The 17,253-nt window shown below is 53.9% G+C and carries 15 protein-coding genes and 2 pseudogenes; 14 read left to right on the forward strand and 3 right to left on the reverse strand.

Features of this window, described 5'->3' with window-relative positions; translation table 11 throughout:
• Positions 1 to 282: 282 nt before the first annotated feature.
• A pseudogene (locus PEL8287_RS19225) lies at positions 283 to 923 on the reverse strand (IS6 family transposase).
• On the opposite strand from PEL8287_RS19225, the gene PEL8287_RS20380 reads away from it, so the two are divergent.
• From PEL8287_RS20380 to PEL8287_RS19255, 7 genes are all read left to right on the forward strand, one after another.
• Positions 846 to 1,091 carry a hypothetical protein gene (locus tag PEL8287_RS20380; RefSeq protein WP_235862354.1) on the forward strand — a complete coding sequence of 82 codons (246 nt, stop codon included), beginning with the start codon at positions 846 to 848 and terminating at the stop codon, positions 1,089 to 1,091. The pseudogene PEL8287_RS19225 and the gene PEL8287_RS20380 overlap by 78 nt on opposite strands.
• Before the next feature lie 180 nt (positions 1,092 to 1,271).
• Positions 1,272 to 1,478, forward strand: a complete 207-nt coding sequence (locus PEL8287_RS20510; RefSeq protein WP_085894069.1) for a DUF1127 domain-containing protein — start codon at positions 1,272 to 1,274, stop codon at positions 1,476 to 1,478.
• Complete coding sequence (locus tag PEL8287_RS19235) at positions 1,387 to 2,478, forward strand: alpha/beta fold hydrolase (RefSeq protein WP_085894070.1); 1,092 nt, start codon at positions 1,387 to 1,389, stop codon at positions 2,476 to 2,478. The genes PEL8287_RS20510 and PEL8287_RS19235 overlap by 92 nt, the downstream gene beginning before the upstream one ends.
• A gap of 113 nt (positions 2,479 to 2,591) precedes the next feature.
• On the forward strand, positions 2,592 to 3,158 hold the full coding sequence (locus PEL8287_RS19240) for an OsmC family protein (protein WP_085894071.1): 567 nt from the start codon (positions 2,592 to 2,594) through the stop codon (positions 3,156 to 3,158).
• A gap of 32 nt (positions 3,159 to 3,190) precedes the next feature.
• On the forward strand, positions 3,191 to 4,432 hold the full coding sequence (locus tag PEL8287_RS20390) for an NAD(P)-binding domain-containing protein (protein ID WP_085894072.1): 1,242 nt from the start codon (positions 3,191 to 3,193) through the stop codon (positions 4,430 to 4,432).
• Positions 4,433 to 4,445: 13 nt separating this feature from the next.
• Positions 4,446 to 5,615 carry an NAD(P)/FAD-dependent oxidoreductase gene (locus PEL8287_RS20190; protein ID WP_235862352.1) on the forward strand — a complete coding sequence of 390 codons (1,170 nt, stop codon included), beginning with the start codon at positions 4,446 to 4,448 and terminating at the stop codon, positions 5,613 to 5,615.
• Positions 5,616 to 5,934: 319 nt separating this feature from the next.
• A complete protein-coding gene (locus tag PEL8287_RS19255) occupies positions 5,935 to 7,041 on the forward strand; it encodes a DMT family transporter (RefSeq protein ID WP_235862350.1) in 1,107 nt (368 codons plus the stop codon).
• Between the two features lie 10 nt (positions 7,042 to 7,051).
• Here PEL8287_RS19255 and PEL8287_RS19260 read toward each other — a convergent pair whose 3' ends face one another.
• The gene (locus tag PEL8287_RS19260; protein WP_085894074.1) at positions 7,052 to 7,762 is read right to left on the reverse strand and encodes a response regulator; all 711 of its coding nucleotides are present in this window, start codon (positions 7,760 to 7,762) and stop codon (positions 7,052 to 7,054) included.
• Positions 7,759 to 9,999: an ATP-binding protein gene (locus tag PEL8287_RS19265; protein ID WP_085894075.1), complete on the reverse strand. Its 2,241-nt coding sequence runs from the start codon at positions 9,997 to 9,999 to the stop codon at positions 7,759 to 7,761. Before PEL8287_RS19265 ends, PEL8287_RS19260 begins: the two co-directional genes overlap by 4 nt.
• A gap of 413 nt (positions 10,000 to 10,412) precedes the next feature.
• On the opposite strand from PEL8287_RS19265, the pseudogene cysK reads away from it, so the two are divergent.
• The 7 genes and pseudogenes from cysK to PEL8287_RS19295 form a co-directional block, all read left to right on the forward strand.
• Positions 10,413 to 11,438 (forward strand): annotated as a pseudogene (gene cysK, locus PEL8287_RS19270) (cysteine synthase A); the annotation flags it as partial.
• Between the two features lie 33 nt (positions 11,439 to 11,471).
• Positions 11,472 to 11,888 (forward strand): glutaredoxin domain-containing protein, encoded by a 417-nt coding sequence (locus PEL8287_RS20395; protein WP_268877843.1) that lies wholly within the window; start codon positions 11,472 to 11,474, stop codon positions 11,886 to 11,888.
• The gene (locus PEL8287_RS19275; RefSeq protein ID WP_139837879.1) at positions 11,885 to 13,300 is read left to right on the forward strand and encodes a pyridoxal phosphate-dependent decarboxylase family protein; all 1,416 of its coding nucleotides are present in this window, start codon (positions 11,885 to 11,887) and stop codon (positions 13,298 to 13,300) included. Before PEL8287_RS20395 ends, PEL8287_RS19275 begins: the two co-directional genes overlap by 4 nt.
• Positions 13,301 to 13,690: 390 nt before the next feature.
• Positions 13,691 to 13,831, forward strand: coding sequence for a hypothetical protein (locus tag PEL8287_RS20135; RefSeq protein WP_176228707.1), 141 nt, complete (start codon positions 13,691 to 13,693; stop codon positions 13,829 to 13,831).
• A gap of 340 nt (positions 13,832 to 14,171) precedes the next feature.
• Positions 14,172 to 14,543 (forward strand): group I truncated hemoglobin, encoded by a 372-nt coding sequence (locus PEL8287_RS19285; protein WP_085894078.1) that lies wholly within the window; start codon positions 14,172 to 14,174, stop codon positions 14,541 to 14,543.
• On the forward strand, positions 14,533 to 15,561 hold the full coding sequence (locus PEL8287_RS19290; RefSeq protein ID WP_085894079.1) for an adenylate/guanylate cyclase domain-containing protein: 1,029 nt from the start codon (positions 14,533 to 14,535) through the stop codon (positions 15,559 to 15,561). The genes PEL8287_RS19285 and PEL8287_RS19290 overlap by 11 nt, the downstream gene beginning before the upstream one ends.
• 6 nt (positions 15,562 to 15,567) lie before the next feature.
• Positions 15,568 to 17,043: an ATP-binding protein gene (locus tag PEL8287_RS19295; protein WP_085894080.1), complete on the forward strand. Its 1,476-nt coding sequence runs from the start codon at positions 15,568 to 15,570 to the stop codon at positions 17,041 to 17,043.
• The last annotated feature ends 210 nt before the right edge of the window (positions 17,044 to 17,253 follow it).

The following is a 17,253-nucleotide window of genomic DNA, read 5'->3' on the forward strand; positions in this document are numbered from 1 at the left end:
ACATCATCACCGCAAGGCGGATGATCTCAGGGCTGGTTTTAAAATAGCGAAATGGGGAGCGTTTTGTCATCCGGCGACGCTACGAAACTGACTTCCCGGCCTCAAGCTGGTTTAATCTGACAGTGCCAACTGGCCCGCACCGCATGGAGCGTTCTGCGGCACGGATCGAAGTATGCGGCGCAGAGAGACGAGGCTTTGGGTGCCATCTGAAGCGCCCTGAGCCCCAAAGGGGTGCTGCCAGACGAATTCGACAAGTCTCCGAATGGACAGTGACGCTGCCTCTTATTTTGCGCAGAGGCCGCGCCACTCGGCAAGAGCGGCGGCGCGGTTGAGTTTAAAATTGGGTCGTGAGTGAAGGCTTCTTTCCGAATTGAACAGGTTGTAAATTGAGGCGTGGACGGCGGCGAATTTCTGCAAACTTCGCATGCGCCGGAAGCGAAGCATTGCCCTCTCTCGTCGTCGAAACGGCAGATGTGAATTCTCAGCGCGATTGTTCAGCCAGCGACCTGTTTCCTGCCTGCCAGACGCACCGATCTCCTTCAGCGCTGCTCCGTACGAACGCAGTCGGTCCGTGACGACAACCTCCGGGCAACCATGCTTACGCATTGCTTTCTTTAAGAATTTCAATGCGGCCTTCTTATCGCGCGTTTTTGTCACAAAGCTTTCCAGGACTTCGCCTTCATGATCGACCGCGCGCCATAGGTAGTGTCGCTCACCGTTGATCTTTACAAACATCTCGTCCAGATGCCACCGCCACCGGCTGGATTTCATGCTCGCAATTCGGCTTTTCGGATCTCAGCTGCGAACAGTGGACCGAACCGATGCCACCAGTATCTCACAGCTTCATGGCTGACATCGATGCCGCGTTCGTGGAGCAAATCTTCCACATTGCGAAGCGAGAGAGGAAACCGCACATACAACATCACCGCCAGGCGGATAATCTCACGGCTCGTTTTGAAATAGCGAAATGGATCAGGTTTGGTCATCTCCACACGCTACAAATCCGCCGTGCCCGCCTCAAGACAGTTTCTTCTGACAATGCCATCGTTTCAATTGTTAAACCAGTTATGCGCAACGACAGCGACATTTAAGCTTAATTATTTGTTTTTTATATATTTTTGTTTTTTCGCCAAGATTTCAGTCGAATTACAACTGAAACACAAAACCCCGGTTTGCGAAAACTGATTGCAACATTGAACCGGCAAATTCTTCCCATCGAAATCAACGGGCCACGAGGTCCACCACAACGTAGGAAGCATAGGGGTTCAGATATGAATACCGTAACAAAACAAATAGAGCTGCCAGTTTCAGGCCGCAGCCTGTTCAGGATGAACATCCGCAAACGGCTGGAAGTACGACGTCAGCGCAACGCTCTCAGAGACCTTGATGATCGTTCGCTACGCGACATCGGAATTACCCGCGAAATGGCGCGACACGAAGCCAATCGCACGATTTGGGACATGCCTGAGCATTCCTGATCATTCTGTATGCCGATCGACAACCGTTCGCCTGCAACGCGAGCTGAAAAGCAAAGCCAGTTTTTTGCAACGCTCGCGACCACCATCACAAAAAAGAGCTTCTAACATGCAACATGCTCGCAATATCGAATCTGAAATCAGTGCCCATGGGCTGAGTGCCGTCAAGTCCGAAATGATTGAAATGGATACAGGGCGCATCCGCATCTATTTTCAGGGAGAAGGTACACCGCTGGTATTTCTGCACAGCGCCGCCTGTGACAACCGCCAGTGGCGCGACATCTCTCTTAACTGGTCGCATCATCATCAGGTTGTGATGCCTGATCTTCCCGGCTGCGGTGCGTCAGATGGTTTTGAAGCTGACAAGTGGTTGACGCTTGAAAACGAAGCTAATGCCATCATTGCGGTCGCAGATCACCTGCAACAACCTTTTCACCTGATTGGGCATAGTTATGGTGGGGCTGTCGCTTTGAAATCCGCAATGCAACTGGGGCCAAAGCTCGCTAGTTTGACCCTGATCGAGCCGACTTCGTTTCATTTGTTAGGTCATGGAGATCGGTTTGAGAAAGCTATGCTTGGTCAGATTGACCGATTTGCTGCTTCGATCGAACAGGCTGTCATGTCCGGTTTTGACGAGACTGCAATGATGCAGTTTGTTGATTTCTGGTCAGGGCCCGGCTCCTGGGACAAAGTGCCTGCTGCAAAGCGAGCAGCACTCTTGCCTCGCGCCCATAAGCTGCCCGGTGACTTCGGCAGGTTGTTCAACGAAGATCTGCGTCCGGCGGATATCGCAAAACTGACGGTCCCGACTCTGGTTATCTGCGGCACCCAATCACCTGAGCCGGTGCGCGTCTTGTCCCGGCTGATCGCGAAATCAATCATACACAGCCGTCATCGCACAATTGGCTGGGCTGGGCACATGCTTCCGCTTACCCACCGTGCCCAGGTCAATGTTCTGCTGGAAGAACATTTTGCGCTGAGCAAAGCAGCCTTGGCTGCCTGAGAATAGTTCAAGTTCGTAACGATTATAGGGGACCTCGCAGCCCAAAAGAGAAAGCGGCGCGGGGTCTTCGGTTCTCACCTTTCAAACCCTAAACCAAACAAAGGAAACATGAAATGAATATTCAGACTGAAGTAAAAATTGCCGACAACGGCGTTAATGTCGAAGCCCTTCTGGGTGCCCGTGAAGCGCTGTCTGAGGCGCCCGCCGCGGCCCAGTTCACATGGCGTGCTGCCTGTGAATGGCAAAATGGCGTGCACAGCCGCTCGACCGTCGAAGGCTTCTTTGGCCTGGGCGAAGAACATAAGCACCGTGAAGCCTTTGCCATCGACGCCGATCACCCGGCAGAGTTTGCGGCCGAAGACAACGGTCCTACGCCAGTGGAAATCGTGCTGTCCGGTCTGGCAAGCTGTCTGACCGCAGGCGTGGCCTCGGTTGCACAGAACCGCGGCATTCAGCTTCGCTCGGTCCGGGCCTTTGTCGAAGGTGACATGGATCTGTTCGGTATTCTTGGCATCGACGCCGATGTGCGCAACGGCTTTTCGGCAATCCGTGTTCGTTTTGAAATCGATGCCGACGCATCGCATGAAGACATCGCAGCGGTGGTTGCGCAGTCGCAGAAACGTTCGGCTGTCTTCGACATCATCACCAATCCCACCAATGTCCACGTTACCGTTGCGTAAGCGGTACCTGGCCTGAATAAGGAGCGAGCGTCATGAAGCGCACAACGACCGTCATAATTGGCGCCGGACAGTCCGGGCTCGCCATGAGCTATGAACTTACCGCGCGCGGTGTGGATCATCTGATTCTTGAGCGCGGCAAGATCGCAAATAGCTGGCGCACAGAGCGTTGGGATTCCCTGCGCCTGCTGACACCCAACTGGATGAACGGATTGTCCGGTGCAGACTACCGCGGCCAAGATCACGATGGTTATATGTCCGTAAGCGACCTGATCGAGAGGCTCGACAGGTACGCCGATGCAATCAGTGCCCCCGTAGTGGATGAAACCACAGTGCTGGGTGTAACCCGCGCCGGTGTCGGATTTCTTGTCTGGACTGACCAGATGTTGATCGAATGTGAAAGCGTCGTTGTCGCGACTGGTGCCGCGTCCAAAGCCAGCCGTCCCCGCTTTGCCGGGGCCTTGCCGGGTGGCATCGCTGACTTTACCCCCCTCGACTACAAACGTCCCGGAGACCTTCCACCCGGCAATGTTCTTGTTGTTGGGGCTTCGGCATCAGGCACGCAGATCGCCCGCGAGCTTCAGGAAAGCGGCCGTCAGGTCACTCTTGCCGTCGGAGAGCATGTACGGGTGCCCAGAAGTTATCGCGATGCTGATGTGCTGACCTGGATGGAAATAACCGGCCGCTGGAGCACGCGATACGACGAAGTTGACGATCTTGCACGCCAAAGGCGTGTGCCGTCATTTCAATTGGCTGGTTTGGCGGGAGACAACCCTCTTGATCTGAATGCCTTGCAGGAAATCGGCATCGAGCTTGTCGGGCGCATGGCGGCCCTTCAGGACGGGCAGGCGATTTTTTCCGGCGCGCTGAACAATGCCTGCACGGCGGCTGATCTGAAGCTTGATCGCCTGCTGAATGGCTTTGATGACTGGGTTCGTGAGAGCGGCATGGAGCCGCTCATGGCCCCGTCATATCGCCTGCCACGAACCCGGATCCCAAAGGCACCACGTCTGTCAATCGATTTGAAACGTGAAGGCTTTGGTGCCGTAATCTGGGCAACAGGCTACAGACCGGATCATAGATGGATCAACCTGCCGGTCTTTGACCGTAAGGGAAATATCCAGCACGACGGCGGTGTCGTCGCTGCCGGGCTTTATGTCATGGGCTTGCCGTTTTTGCGCCGCCGGAAATCTACATTCATTGATGGCGCGAGCGAAGACGCCAGCGAACTGGCGATGCATCTTGAAAACTATCTCCGTCGCAAACAGGCCGCCTGAAGGAGCCGCACCAATGGAAAAAACTTACTTCGAACACAGTTCCTATGACGCCATCATAATCGGGGCCCGTTGTGCCGGTGCCGCAACTGCGCTGCAGCTATCCAGGGCCGGCGCCCGCATCCTGATGATTGACCGCGACCTGCCGTCGAACGACACGTTGTCAACTCATGCGCTGATGCGCCCCGCGGTTGCACTTCTGCATGACTGGGGCCTTTTGGAAAGCATTGAAAAAGCAGCTACGCCTTTAGTGAAGAACACTAATTTCCACTATGGAATGGAAAAAATTTCAGTTGCCCTTAAACCTGATCACGGGGTGAAAGGGCTTTATGCGCCACGCCGTGGGTTACTTGACCAAATACTAGTGGATGCGGCTGTTGACGCAGGTACGGAACTGCATACCGGCGTTACCTTTCAGGCGGTAAAGAGGAGCCCCAGCGGTCGCGTATCCGGAGCGATTTTGATGACTCGGGACGGTCGCTGCAGAACTGTATCCGCGGCCCTTGTGATTGGTGCCGACGGCCGCCTTTCTTCGGTTGCCAGAGAAGTCGGCGCAACAATTCAAAACACAGCTCCGGAGCGTTCTGCCGCGGTTTACGGATATTTCGACGGGATTGCGAATGAAGGGTATCGCTGGTATTTCGGACGCAACAGTTATGCCGGAGTGATCCCGACCAATTCCGGTTTGCACTGCGTTTTTGCCGCTACACGCCCCGACGCTTTCAAGGAAACTTTTGCTTCCGATCCAATCACAGGCATGACAGGCCTTATCGCTCAGTGTGATCCGGCGATGGCCCATCAGCTGCGCGAGTTCCGCAAGGATGGCCCGCTGAGACGGTTTGGTGGGGCACTTGGGCACATGCGGCAATGTGTTGGGTCCGGCTGGGCGCTGGTCGGTGATGCCGGATATTTCAAGGATCCGATTACCGCTCATGGCATCACGGATGCATTTGTGGATGCCCACCGACTTGCAAAAGCGTTCTGTCACATGCCTTCTTTTCCAATATCCTATCAGGTTAAGCGAAACAGATTTGGCATTCAGTTGTTTGAAGTTACGCGGAATTTGGCGGCGCTGAACTGGTCATTTGGCCAAGCAAAATCAATGCACCTGCAGCTGACCGAATGCATTAAGGCCGAAATGGCGAGTATAAGGGGAAATCCCACTGAATCTGCGATTGCTGCCTGATGCAGAACCAAGGGGTTATGAGAGCTGATTGCCAGTGTCGCCGTGTGATAAGGCACAGCCCTGAAGTTTGTCGTCATTTGCGCCAGTTGGCGCAAATAAAGTGACTATTTCCTTTTTGCCAAGCCAAGATTTTCTTTTTACACCAATGCTATAATCGAATGGCAAGTCAGATGTCTTGGTACAGAAAGGCAGGTCCAAGCGCTGAAAGTTTATGCGAAACATATGAGAAACAAATGAAACACGCACGGACACCCACAGAAATTCGCCCGAAACATCGCGCCCCTAGGTTTCCCCAAATCATGGAAACCGGAGCGCTGTTATGCGGACCAAAATCGAAAACTCTTTTATCGCCATCTCGCCCGCTAAGATCGGCATGGGATTTGCCTGGTTGGGTGTGCTTATCTACGCCTCGTCGAATTCCATCGCCACATTGCTGGTCGATATCGGATCCAATAGCCCCGTGGCTGGCGGGCGCAATGCGATTACGTTCACAAACCTGCTGTTTCTCAGTTCACTGATCTCAATTGTCCCAATGGTCGTTTTGTTCCGCAAAGACTGGACAGGTGCCAATCTGCGCCACCTGAACCGCCGGGACTGGGGGCTTCTGACATTGTCGGCCTTTCTGTCATCGGCGCTGACGCCCGGGTTGTTTTTCTACGCTCTGGAACATTCCAGTGTGACCAGCGTGTTGCTGATCAGTCGGATTGAGCCGCCTTTATTCCTGCTTGCTGCCGGATTGTTCCTGAAGGAACAAATTAAACCACGCGTTTTTCTTGCCGCTATCATTGCGCTGTGTGGTGCAATGCTGATGATCAGCATGCGCGACCCTGACAGCCACGGCGTCTTTGGCGCTGGTGAAATCGCGGCCGCTGCCGGGGCGCTGTCTTATATTACCTCGGCCATTTTCGCCCGCAAGGCGCTGAGATGTGTCCCCATGGGCATCTTTTCGATCTACCGTGCGACGATTGGCACTTTGATCTATTTTCTGCTGATTTCTGCCCTGCAGGGCCCTCAGCAGTTTCAGGATATCTTTTCGCCTGTGCTGCTGAAATGGATCTGGGTCTATGCCATTATTGTCGTGATCATTGGCCAGCTATCCTGGTTTATGGCTCTGAAATATGCGCGCTCGGATGATATGTCACTGGCCACTTCGTTCTCGCCGCTGGCAGGCATCATTTTTGCCATGTTGCTTTTGGCTGAAAACCCGGGGCCTGCATTCGTCCCGGGCGGCGCCCTGATCCTGCTGGCGATCTGCGTGGGCAGAATGAACGGTACAATTTCCGGTCGGTTGCAGCGCATTGGGCGGTCGCTGGGAAATGGTTGGCAAATGCGCCCTACCTGTGCACCGGGCGACATTGCGCAGGTCTTGGTGCCCGTCGCGGCCTTTAATCGCATGCCGCGCCAAGCGTATACGGGAAGTTACTGAGGAAAAGGGGTCAGTCTGGATCGTAAATATAGCCTATCCCGCGGACCGTTTTAATAATCTGCGGCTTCTGCGGGTTGGGTTCGATCTTGCGCCGCAAACGCGAAATGCGAATGTCGATACTGCGGTCAAAAGGATCCCATGATCGGTCATGTGCCTGCTCAAGAATCTGATCGCGGTTCAGGACCCGGCCCCGGTTTCGGGCAAAAAGGCTGAGCAAGTTAAACTCCATCGCCGTCAAAGGCACCTCGTCACCGTCGACCGTTCGTAGTTTGACTGCAGTCAGATCGAGCAGGAATTCCCCAAAACGAGCGGTCTCAGGTGCGTCCTTGCGCTTTGATTGACCCACCGGTTGGGACTTGCGGCGCAAAACGGCCTTAATCCGCGCCTCAAGTTCTCGAAGATCCACTGGCTTGGCCAGATAGTCATCGGCACCCATTTCAAGCCCGACAATCCTATCAATCACCTCGCCTGCCGCAGTTAGCATGACCACAGGCACCTGATTGTTGACCCTGAGCGATCTGAGTGTCGTCAACCCGTCCTCGCCGGGCATGTTGATATCCAGCAGAATTATGTCCACCGGCGCCTTTTCTAATTCTGCCATTAGTTCATCGCTGTTGCTAGCCGTGACAATCGTGAATCCGCGTTTTGTAAGGTATTCCGCCAGCATTTCACGTACGTCACGCTCGTCGTCACATATCAATATCGTCTTGGGGCCAGTCATTCAGTCACCTGCTTTGTCTTTGCCAGAATCTCGGTCACAAACGCACGCAACTCCTTCGGGGAAACGGGTTTTTCGATACATGGCCGGTTCGCCTCTCCCAAAAAGGACTGCGAGGATCGGCCCATCGTATCACCGGTAACAAACCCTGTCTTGCTGATCATTTCGGGAAATTCCTGTTTGATCGTCTCAAAGAAACCACGACCATCTGTTTCCGGCATATTCAGATCGCTCAGGATCAAACCGTAATCATGGTGCCGCATGCTTTCCAGTGCCAGTTCGGCGTGGTTGAAGGTATCCACCTGATACCCGCCGCGGGTCAGAATTTCAGCATTGAGCTCAGCTACATCCTCTTCATCATCCAGGATCAGGATGCGGAGCCGATTAGTGGCCAGATCGGACGTTTGGCTGGCTTGTGCATTTCCCCGCACTTCCGTATCTCGCGGCAGGAATATCCTGAAAACCGAACCGCCATTAGCCCCGGCAGCTACCGTGATGTGACCCTCGTGCGACTGTATAATTCGGTGGCATAGCGCCAGACCTATCCCTGTGCCGTCTCCCACCTCTTTAGTGGTGAAAAACGGTTCGAACACGCGGCTACGGATGTTTTCAGGAATGCCCGGTCCATCATCTTCGACCATTATTTCAACGCCGGTGTCGTTCTTCGCTTGTTGAGTCGAAACGGTGATTTTTTGCCCCACTCCAGCGTCGCGCATCGCCTGCTCTGCGTTCAGGATGAGATTGATAAATACCTGCGTGATTTGGTCAGAATCGGCGCAGATTTTTGTCAAATCCGTCCCCAAGTTACAGGTGATGTTCACGTCACTGGCGGCGTCGCCATAACGCACAACGTCCACGGCTGTATGGGCAATTTCATTAATATCGACGCTTTGCATTCTGGCTGTATTTTGCCGTGCCATTGTTAAAAAGGTTTTCACGATTCTCGCACAACGCTCGGCCGCATTGCTGATTTTTTCGACTTGCCGCAGCAGTTCAGGCTCTTTGCAGTCTTCACGTAGCATCAGCGAATGCCCGACGACCACCGATAGCGGATTGTTCAACTCATGCGCAACGCCCGCTAGTAATTCTCCCATCGCCGACAATTTCTCGTTTTGGTACAGGTGGTCCCTTTGCTGGGCCAGTTCTGCTTCAATACGCAACTGTTCAGTCATGTCGCGTGTATTTGAGACGATTACTTCCTCGCCATTATAGCGGATCAGCCTGGCCGAAACCGCGCCCCAGAACGGCTTTTTGTCCGCGTTCAGATATTGCCCTTTGTATTCGGTGACTGATCCATCGCGTCGCAATTGTTTTAGATATTCCTCGCGTTGATCTGGCTTAACGTAGAATTGCTTTGCGCTGTTGACCCGTCCGAAAAGTGAAATCGTCTCGCGGCTACTGAACAAAACCTCGCCTGTATATGCCTTGCTCATCTGGATTGGCGTCGGACAAGCCTCAAGAATCTGGCGGATCATGGCTTCACGCTCTTGCTGATCGGTCAGATCCATAATTGCGGTTACCACATAGGTATCGCCCTCAAATTCAACCAGCCGTCCCCAGGACGTAGTTGCACAGAGCTGGCCCCGGGCATCCCTAAGAGTAACGTGATAATCATCCACCCGCCCGGCGCGCATAAGCTTATCAACGTATTTTTCACGGTCTTTCGGGTCAGCATAATGCTCAAACGCATTCTCGGTTTCCCCGAAGAATTTCACGGCCGCGGGGGAGCGGTACAAAATCCGGGCATCGTGCAACCTCGCCATGACAATTGCCAAAGGGCTTGTTTCCAGAACCGTGCGCAGAATGTTTTCCTGTTCACGCATCAGAGCCTCGGTGCGCTTCCGCTCGGTAATGTCAGTGCAAACAACGACGAATCCGCCACGGTTTGTCACGCTGAACTGCGCCTGACAGATTACGCCGTTGGCCAATTCAATCTCAATTGTCTGGTTTAATGGAAATTCGTCGTTCAGGCGTTTTTCAATCCATTCTTCAGGGTTGGTTGCTGCCTCGGCAAACTGGCCGCGCTCAGCCCCGGCGATCAGTAAATCCCGCCACAAAACCCCCGGCACAATCAGGTCGCTGACCTTCGGGAACAAACCTATATATAGCCGATTGCAGGTGATTAGTCGGCGTTCGGCATCAAACACGGCAATTCCCTCTGGAAGCACTTCCATCGCGTCCCAAATCAAATCGGCCTCGTCCGGATTTCCACTGATCGCATTATTCTCTTTACTTGCCATGGTCACTTCTTAGCCGGTTTATGTTTCAGCGTCTTTTCAGTCTGGGGCCCAATTGTTTCAATTGTAACAGCGCGGACACGGGCGAAACGTGAAATTCATGGCCTACCTATCTGCCAGAGATCGTTTTTCCGTGGTGACGTTTGGCAGCCGTACGTTTCACAAATGAAACACAAAACCTCCTCTATGGACAACAGAATGCAACGTTGTTCGCGCAGAAAGATGTGATCAAAACCAGCGGGCAATCTGCTCAGATTAAAAGGACAGGGAAGAGTTGAAACACGGATACGCATTGCCGGGCAGCAGGACAGGTTTCCACGCCAGTCACACACGATACCGGCCCAGGGATTTCGCAAATCTTCATGCAAGAAAACATCAGGCCGCTCACTGAGTACGCCCAAATCAAGGAAATCATTATGACCCAAATCAAACAGTCCATATTGGAAACGATCGGCAACACCCCCATCGTGAAAATCAACAATCTCACGCCCGAAGGCGTGGAAATTTTCGTCAAACTCGAGGCTTTCAATCCCATGGGGTCAGTCAAGGACCGCCTTGCACTTGGTATAATTGAAGCCGCTGAGCGTGACGGCAGCCTTAAACCCGGCCAAACTATCGTCGAGGCGACTAGCGGCAACACCGGCATCGGTCTTGCCATGGTGTGTGCGCACAAAGGCTATCCTCTGGTCGTGACTATGGCTGAAAGCTTTAGTATAGAGCGCCGCAAGCTGATGCGCTTTATGGGGGCTAAAGTGGTATTAACGCCCGCCGCTGAAAAAGGCAGCGGTATGGTTGCAAAGGCGCGCGAACTTGCCAAAAAACACGGCTGGTTTATGTCGCGCCAGTTTGAAAATCCAGCCAACGCCGACATCCACAGCGCCACCACAGCTCAGGAAATCCTGCGGAGTTTTGGTGAGGGCGGGCTTGACTACTGGGTCACTGGTTTTGGTACTGGCGGCACGCTTACCGGCGTGGCTCGCGTTCTAAAGGCCAAAAGCCCCGGAACCCGGATCGTCGCGGCTGAGCCCGACAATGCGCAACTGATGGGCAGCGGCATTGTGCAACCTTTCAATGCCGATGGTGGCGCGGCTGCCAGTCACCCCGAGTTCCGCCCACATCCGATGCAGGGGTGGTCACCGGATTTCATCTCAGATTTGGCCAATCAGGCTCTTGACGGCGGATTGATAGATCGGATGCAGCCTGTGGCTGGTGCCGACGCGATGGCCATGGCCAAGGCATTGGCCCGCAAGGAGGGCATCTTTTGTGGAATCACCGGTGGTGCGACCTTTGCGGCCGCACTGGAGATTGCCAAAACGGCCCCGAAAGGGTCTAAAATACTGGCGATGCTGCCTGACACCGGCGAGCGCTACCTTTCAACGCCACTGTTCGAGGACGTCCCCGAGGAAATGACGGCCGAAGAAATGGCGCTGTCGCAGTCCACGCAAGGGGCGCGGTTTGATATTGCGACCTCTGCCATGCCAGCCGGCGCTGCACAGGCGGCGCGGCCCGAGGCGATTGAGGCGGTCAAACAGATTATTGCCGACAAACCCGTCGTCGTATTTGCGCTGGAATGGTGTGAGTTCTGCTGGTCCGTGCGCAAGATGCTGGCCGCAGTCGGTATCGCCTATGAATGCATCGACCTGGATAGTCCGGCCTGCCAAAAGGATAACAAAGGTACCGAGATGCGCGCAGCCCTGCGCCAGATCACCGGGTCACCGACAATTCCGCAGATCTTTGTGGATGGTCAGCATATCGGCGGCGCGACCGAAACGTTTGACGCCTTCAACGACGGTAGCCTTCAGGATCAGCTTGCAACCCTCGGATTGCCCTGTGGCCCGGCGTCGAACATCAACGCGTACTCTTTCCTTCCTAAATGGATTCACCCCAGATGAAACATGCACATGCATTTCCCGCCGTCACTGGCCCTCTGGCAACGGCTTCGGCCTACGCGACAGGCTATCGCGACAGCAAGAAACACCTGCACCCGACAGCAAATCTTGATGACTTGCGCAATGCTTTTGGCGGTGATCTTCCCGCCAAAGGCCAGCCTGGCGAACAGGTGATTGCCGATCTCATTCACGCGGCCGAACCGGGCCTTGTCGGCAACACTCAGCCAGGGTTCTTAGCCTGGGTTATGGGCAGTTCGCACACGACGGGCGTTGCCGCTGACTGGCTCACGTCGATCTGGGGGCAAAATGCGGCGATTTACCAATGCTCCCCCGCGGCGGCTACCGCCGAGGAAGTTGCCTGTGACTGGGTCCTCGACATCCTCGATCTGCCCCGCAAGGCGTCGGTAGGCATCACCACCGGGGCTACCATGGCAAGTTTTATCGGTCTCGCGGCTGCACGAGATGAAGTCCTGAGGCGAGCAGGCCATGATTTCAGTCAGGACGGATTGCAGGGCACCCCGCGCATCACTATTTTTATCTCGGACGATACCCATGTCTCGAACCTTGCGGCGCTGCGGTATCTGGGCCTTGGCAACCGCAATATCGAACGTATTCCAACTGACGATCAGGGGCGGCTTGTGATCCGCGCCCTGGCAGACAGGATGGCGCTTTTTCGCGGCCCCAAGATCATGGTCGCTACGGCAGGGCACATCAACTCAGGGGCTTTCGATGATTTTCATGCCTTGGCCGATCTGGCCATACAACACGATGCCTGGCTTCATATCGATGCCGCCTTTGGTCTCTGGGCCCGGGCCAGCCTCTCAACCCGAGCCATGACAACTGGTATCGACCGTGCCGACAGTTGGTCGACTGACGGTCATAAATGGCTGCAGATTCCGTTTGATTCCGGTTTTGCGATTGTCAAAGACAAAGACGCGCACCGGCGCGCCATGGATATCTCGGCCAGTTATCTGTCCGAAGCGCCGGGTGATGGCCGCAACGCAACGCACTTTAACCCAGAACTGTCGCGCCGCGCGCGCGGATTTACGGTATGGGCGACACTCAAGGCATTGGGTCGTGACGGTATCAGCGACATGGTGCACAACCACTGCAACTGTGCCAGCCTTCTGGCCTACAAGCTGGAAGGCACGCCCGGGATCATTATTCACAATGACGTAGTGCTGAACCAGCTTGTCCTGTCGTTTGATCGTGGTCGGGGTGCTGAGGATACCGATCAAATGACCCAAGCCATGGAGGCAGCGCTGAATGCGGATGGCCAGCACTTTTTCCGCACGGCCGTCTGGCAGGGCCGCAAGGTGCTCCGGGTTTCGATCATCAGTGTCGACACCGGCCCGCTGGACATTCAGTTGCTGGCACGCAAAATGAAAGATCTCTGGAAAGATATTTGCGGCTGAAACGCTCACAGGGAATGCAACCACTTACGCAGCTACGAGGGAAACCTCGCTGGTTTACACCAGCGGGGTTTTCGCAATCGGATCCATAATCAGTACCATTGATACACGGCAGGAAAGCGGTCGAAACAGTTGAAACATTTTATCGTCCCGGTTGACCAATTGTTGAAACACATATCCCTTAAAACCGAACCACAGCCGATACGCGGCACCCCGTCCGCCGGACAATTAAACCAAGAGCTGAAACATGAAGCCTGTGATTAAAATACACCGCGCATTTGGCACCCTTGGCCAAAAGGCCCGCGGGTTTGCTGCCCGTTTAACCCACGCCCCATCCATCACGCCGGAAAAGCGCGATGGATGGATACTTTGACCCCGAAAAGGAGATCCCAATTGACTCGCTTTAAGAACAGTAACAGCATCGCCAGGGCGCAAATGGCCTATGTCAGCACCAAAAAACAGCGCAACCCAGTCGCGCCGACGCATGTGCAATCGTTCTTCCGCAGGATCGGCTTTGACACTGCAATGATCTGAAACGTTGAATTTCATCGCCGGGGACGGACATATCTGGCCCTCGGTGATGATTTTACCGGCAAGGGATATTATTGTTGGCCGCCAAAACACAGCCAGTTCGTGCAATTTTCAGGTGTCGCCGACACAAGCAAAATCAGCAAACCGCCTCTTTCACCGATTGTCACCGAATTCTCTTATGGCCCGGCGAAAATACCGTTCATCTAGAAACGCAGGTGAGATTCCCTAGAGTTGCATTTTTCTTGCGAAGATTGACGAAAGCAGGCAATACCGCTTACATTTCAAGTCTCTGGCTACGTTGGCATAAGTGAATCGTAGCGCGCCTGAGGCATTAGAGGCACTCATGGAAAAAACACTTTTTGAAAAATACGGTGGTTTTTCAACTATCAGCAAGCTTGTCCTGACGTTCTATGACCGGATGCTCGAAGATGATGATGTTGGTCCTTTCTTTGATGATGTGGATCTGTCGAAACTAATTGATCATCAGACCAAATTCATCTCGGCGCTGATGGGTGGCCCCGCCACTTTTTCGGATGATCATATCGAACGTGCGCACCGCCATATGACCATCGAAAATCACCACTTTGATCGCCTGAAAGAGATTGTGGCGGAAACCCTAGCAGATTTCGATATTGAAGCTGCAGATATTGAAGCTGTTTTGGACGGGTTTGAACAACGCCGAGTGCTGCTGATTAGGAATGCGAATGTCGATTGAAAGCATCAACGAGCAGCTTTTGCGCGCCATCGGCGTCGGTGTGGCCCTGATCGATCTGGATAGGCTGACGCTGCAATTTCGAAATGATACGTTCAACGAATGGTTCGGGGAAAACGATCCCGCAGCCATACTGACTGACCTTTTTCCCGATCTCGACAGTAAAGAACTGGTTGCAGAAATGCACAACGGTGGCCGCATGGCGACCGAGACTTCGTTTAAACTGCGTCGCCGCAAGATGACTGTTGCGATGGAGTTCAATCGCGCCGACGACGCAGACCGGAATATTGCCGTTCTTGTCTGTCAGAACATCACACGCATCAAGGAACTGGAATCTATGATCGATTCCTATTCCATGATGGTCGAGCGCAATACGCATGAGATCAAACGCGAAAAAGAGCAGGTCGAAAAGCTGCTTCTCAACATGATGCCGCGTGCAGCTTATGAAGAATATAAAACCTTTGGCGTTGTGTCGCCGCGCCTGTTCGAACCGGTTTCTGTTCTGACATTGGATTTCGTGGGGTTTGACGATCTGCTGACTGAACATGAACCGGGTGTCATCGTCAGCGAACTTAACGATATCTACAGTGCTTTCGATCGGATAGGCGCGCAATTCGGGTGCCAGCGTATCCGAACAAACGGCGACAGCTATGTTGTTGTCTCGGGTGTTCCTGATCCCAACGACTTGCACGCAATTGCTATTGCCAATTCTGCAGTGCGTTTCCTGAGGTATCTTGACCGACGCAACGCGTCGCACCCGATCACATGGATCGCGCGCATCGGAACCGCCGCCGGATCGGTGATTGGATCTGTGGTGGGTAGCCAGAATTATATCTATGATGTCTTCGGACCAACCGTCACCAAGGCCCTGTCCAACCGTGCGAATGCCAGTCCGATGTCGGTGGTTTCGGACAGAGACTTTGCAGCCCAGATTGCTGACAGGTTTCAGATCAACCCGGTCGCTGGCAACGAAGGTCAGGTCATGATCGAAGATCTGCCTGCCTCCGGGCAAACAGGCTAGAGTGCGATGCCCGCAGCTCCGGACAGGTCTGAACCTCGTGCTGATGCCAACGCGCTGCATGACGTGGTCGAGTTTCTGGATCAGGGCGTCGCCGTTTTCGATGCAGACGCGCAACTGACACTTGCCAATGCCAGCTTTCGTGCCTTTTATCCCTCCCTTTCAGATGTTCTGAAACCCGGAGTGCCCTGGAGCATTTTTCTGCGCGAGGCGGTTAACCGCGGCGTCATGCCTCCTACAGTCAGTCAGCGCCTCGACGAAATGGAAGCTGGCTTTGAGGCTAATCCGACCCTTGCTGATGTCGTCCAGATGCCATCAGCGAGAAGGCAGGTTTATGCTATTAAATTGGGCCAGTTAGCAGGCGGCGGGTTTACTCTTACTCAATCTCTGCAGGTCGACGAAACCCATGAAATAGATGCGGCACGCGAGGCCGAAGCCGTTCTTAGAAAAGTTCTTGAGGCGTGCCCGGCGAGCCTGACCATGTCCCGCGTCACTGATGGTCAAATCATCTACCGCTCGCCTGCGGCCACCGAATTGTTGGGTGCGGCGAAAAGTAGTTTTGCCCATTTCGCCCATGCTGAGGAACGCGCCGATTTCGTCACGCTTCTTTTGCCGGATGCCTCGGTAGATAACATGCGCCTGACATGCCTGCGACCGGACGGGCAGGAATTTCCGGCCGTCATCTCAGCGAGGCTAATCGACTACCGCGGCGAGGACGTGATTGTTGCAAATATCGAGGATCTGACCGCTGAATTGTCTGTCCAGGCCGAACTGGATCGCCAAAAAGAGCGGTTATTTCAATCTGAAAAACTGTCCGCCCTAGGAGAGCTATTGGCCGGGATCGCACATGAATTGAATAATCCTTTGTCCATAATTGTTGGGAATGCAGACATATTGCAGGAAGAGTTGGAAAACTCTTGTTTCGAAGGGCGTATTAGCAAGCTCTCGCAAGCTGCACATCGTTGTGTGCGCATTGTCCGGTCCTTTCTGTCGCTGGCGCGTCAGGAACCGCTTGATTTGCGCCCAGTAGATCCTGCCAAACTGATTTATTCTGCAATCGACGCGGTTACGACCGAGGCAAAAGCCGCCGGAATTCGGATTTCGTCAGAGCATCCTCAAAAATTCCAGCTTATTAATGCGGACGAAGTGCAACTTATCCAGGTCATCATCAATTTGCTGACAAACGCTATCCACGCCATTCGAGACGCTAAGACCGGCGGCCAGATCACAATCAAATGTGATCAGAGCGACAACAACCTGTGCCTGACCATATCTGACGACGGGCCGGGCATTAGCGCCGAAATCAAAAATCGCATTTTTGATCCTCTTTTCACTACAAAGGATATCGGCAAAGGCACTGGTGTAGGACTTGCTTATTGCCACCGGATCATTGCGGCACATAAAGGTCGGATACAGCTCGAAAGCGCAACCGGCAGGCAGGGCGCGACTTTTTCTGTTGATTTGCCATTCTCCGCTAAACCCTGAGAAGAGCCGTGCAGGATTCGAACCTGCGACCCACTGATTAAAAGTACGTATGGGAAGCGACTAACCGGATTGAAAACCAAGCATGTCCGTCGTCAGGGTTTTTGGCACCAAAGGCGGCTTAAACTAAGAGAGTTTTCGGCTCATCTGGTTGATTGCATTATGCGGCACGTTGTCTGTGATGCAAGCGTCGCGCGTCGATGGTCTTTCGTT

This window comes from Roseovarius litorisediminis, assembly GCF_900172295.1.
In the GTDB taxonomy this organism is placed as follows: domain Bacteria; phylum Pseudomonadota; class Alphaproteobacteria; order Rhodobacterales; family Rhodobacteraceae; genus Roseovarius; species Roseovarius litorisediminis.

Coding starts and splice junctions, on each gene's coding strand:
- PEL8287_RS20380 (WP_235862354.1), top strand. CDS start 846: ATGGCTGACATCGATGCCGCGTTCGTGGAGCAAATCTTCCACATTGCG.
- PEL8287_RS20510 (WP_085894069.1), top strand. CDS start 1,272: ATGAATACCGTAACAAAACAAATAGAGCTGCCAGTTTCAGGCCGCAGC.
- PEL8287_RS19235 (WP_085894070.1), top strand. CDS start 1,387: ATGATCGTTCGCTACGCGACATCGGAATTACCCGCGAAATGGCGCGAC.
- PEL8287_RS19240 (WP_085894071.1), top strand. CDS start 2,592: ATGAATATTCAGACTGAAGTAAAAATTGCCGACAACGGCGTTAATGTC.
- PEL8287_RS20390 (WP_085894072.1), top strand. CDS start 3,191: ATGAAGCGCACAACGACCGTCATAATTGGCGCCGGACAGTCCGGGCTC.
- PEL8287_RS20190 (WP_235862352.1), top strand. CDS start 4,446: ATGGAAAAAACTTACTTCGAACACAGTTCCTATGACGCCATCATAATC.
- PEL8287_RS19255 (WP_235862350.1), top strand. CDS start 5,935: ATGCGGACCAAAATCGAAAACTCTTTTATCGCCATCTCGCCCGCTAAG.
- PEL8287_RS19260 (WP_085894074.1), bottom strand. CDS start 7,762: ATGACTGGCCCCAAGACGATATTGATATGTGACGACGAGCGTGACGTA.
- PEL8287_RS19265 (WP_085894075.1), bottom strand. CDS start 9,999: ATGGCAAGTAAAGAGAATAATGCGATCAGTGGAAATCCGGACGAGGCC.
- PEL8287_RS20395 (WP_268877843.1), top strand. CDS start 11,472: ATGCCAGCCGGCGCTGCACAGGCGGCGCGGCCCGAGGCGATTGAGGCG.
- PEL8287_RS19275 (WP_139837879.1), top strand. CDS start 11,885: ATGAAACATGCACATGCATTTCCCGCCGTCACTGGCCCTCTGGCAACG.
- PEL8287_RS19285 (WP_085894078.1), top strand. CDS start 14,172: ATGGAAAAAACACTTTTTGAAAAATACGGTGGTTTTTCAACTATCAGC.
- PEL8287_RS19290 (WP_085894079.1), top strand. CDS start 14,533: ATGTCGATTGAAAGCATCAACGAGCAGCTTTTGCGCGCCATCGGCGTC.
- PEL8287_RS19295 (WP_085894080.1), top strand. CDS start 15,568: ATGCCCGCAGCTCCGGACAGGTCTGAACCTCGTGCTGATGCCAACGCG.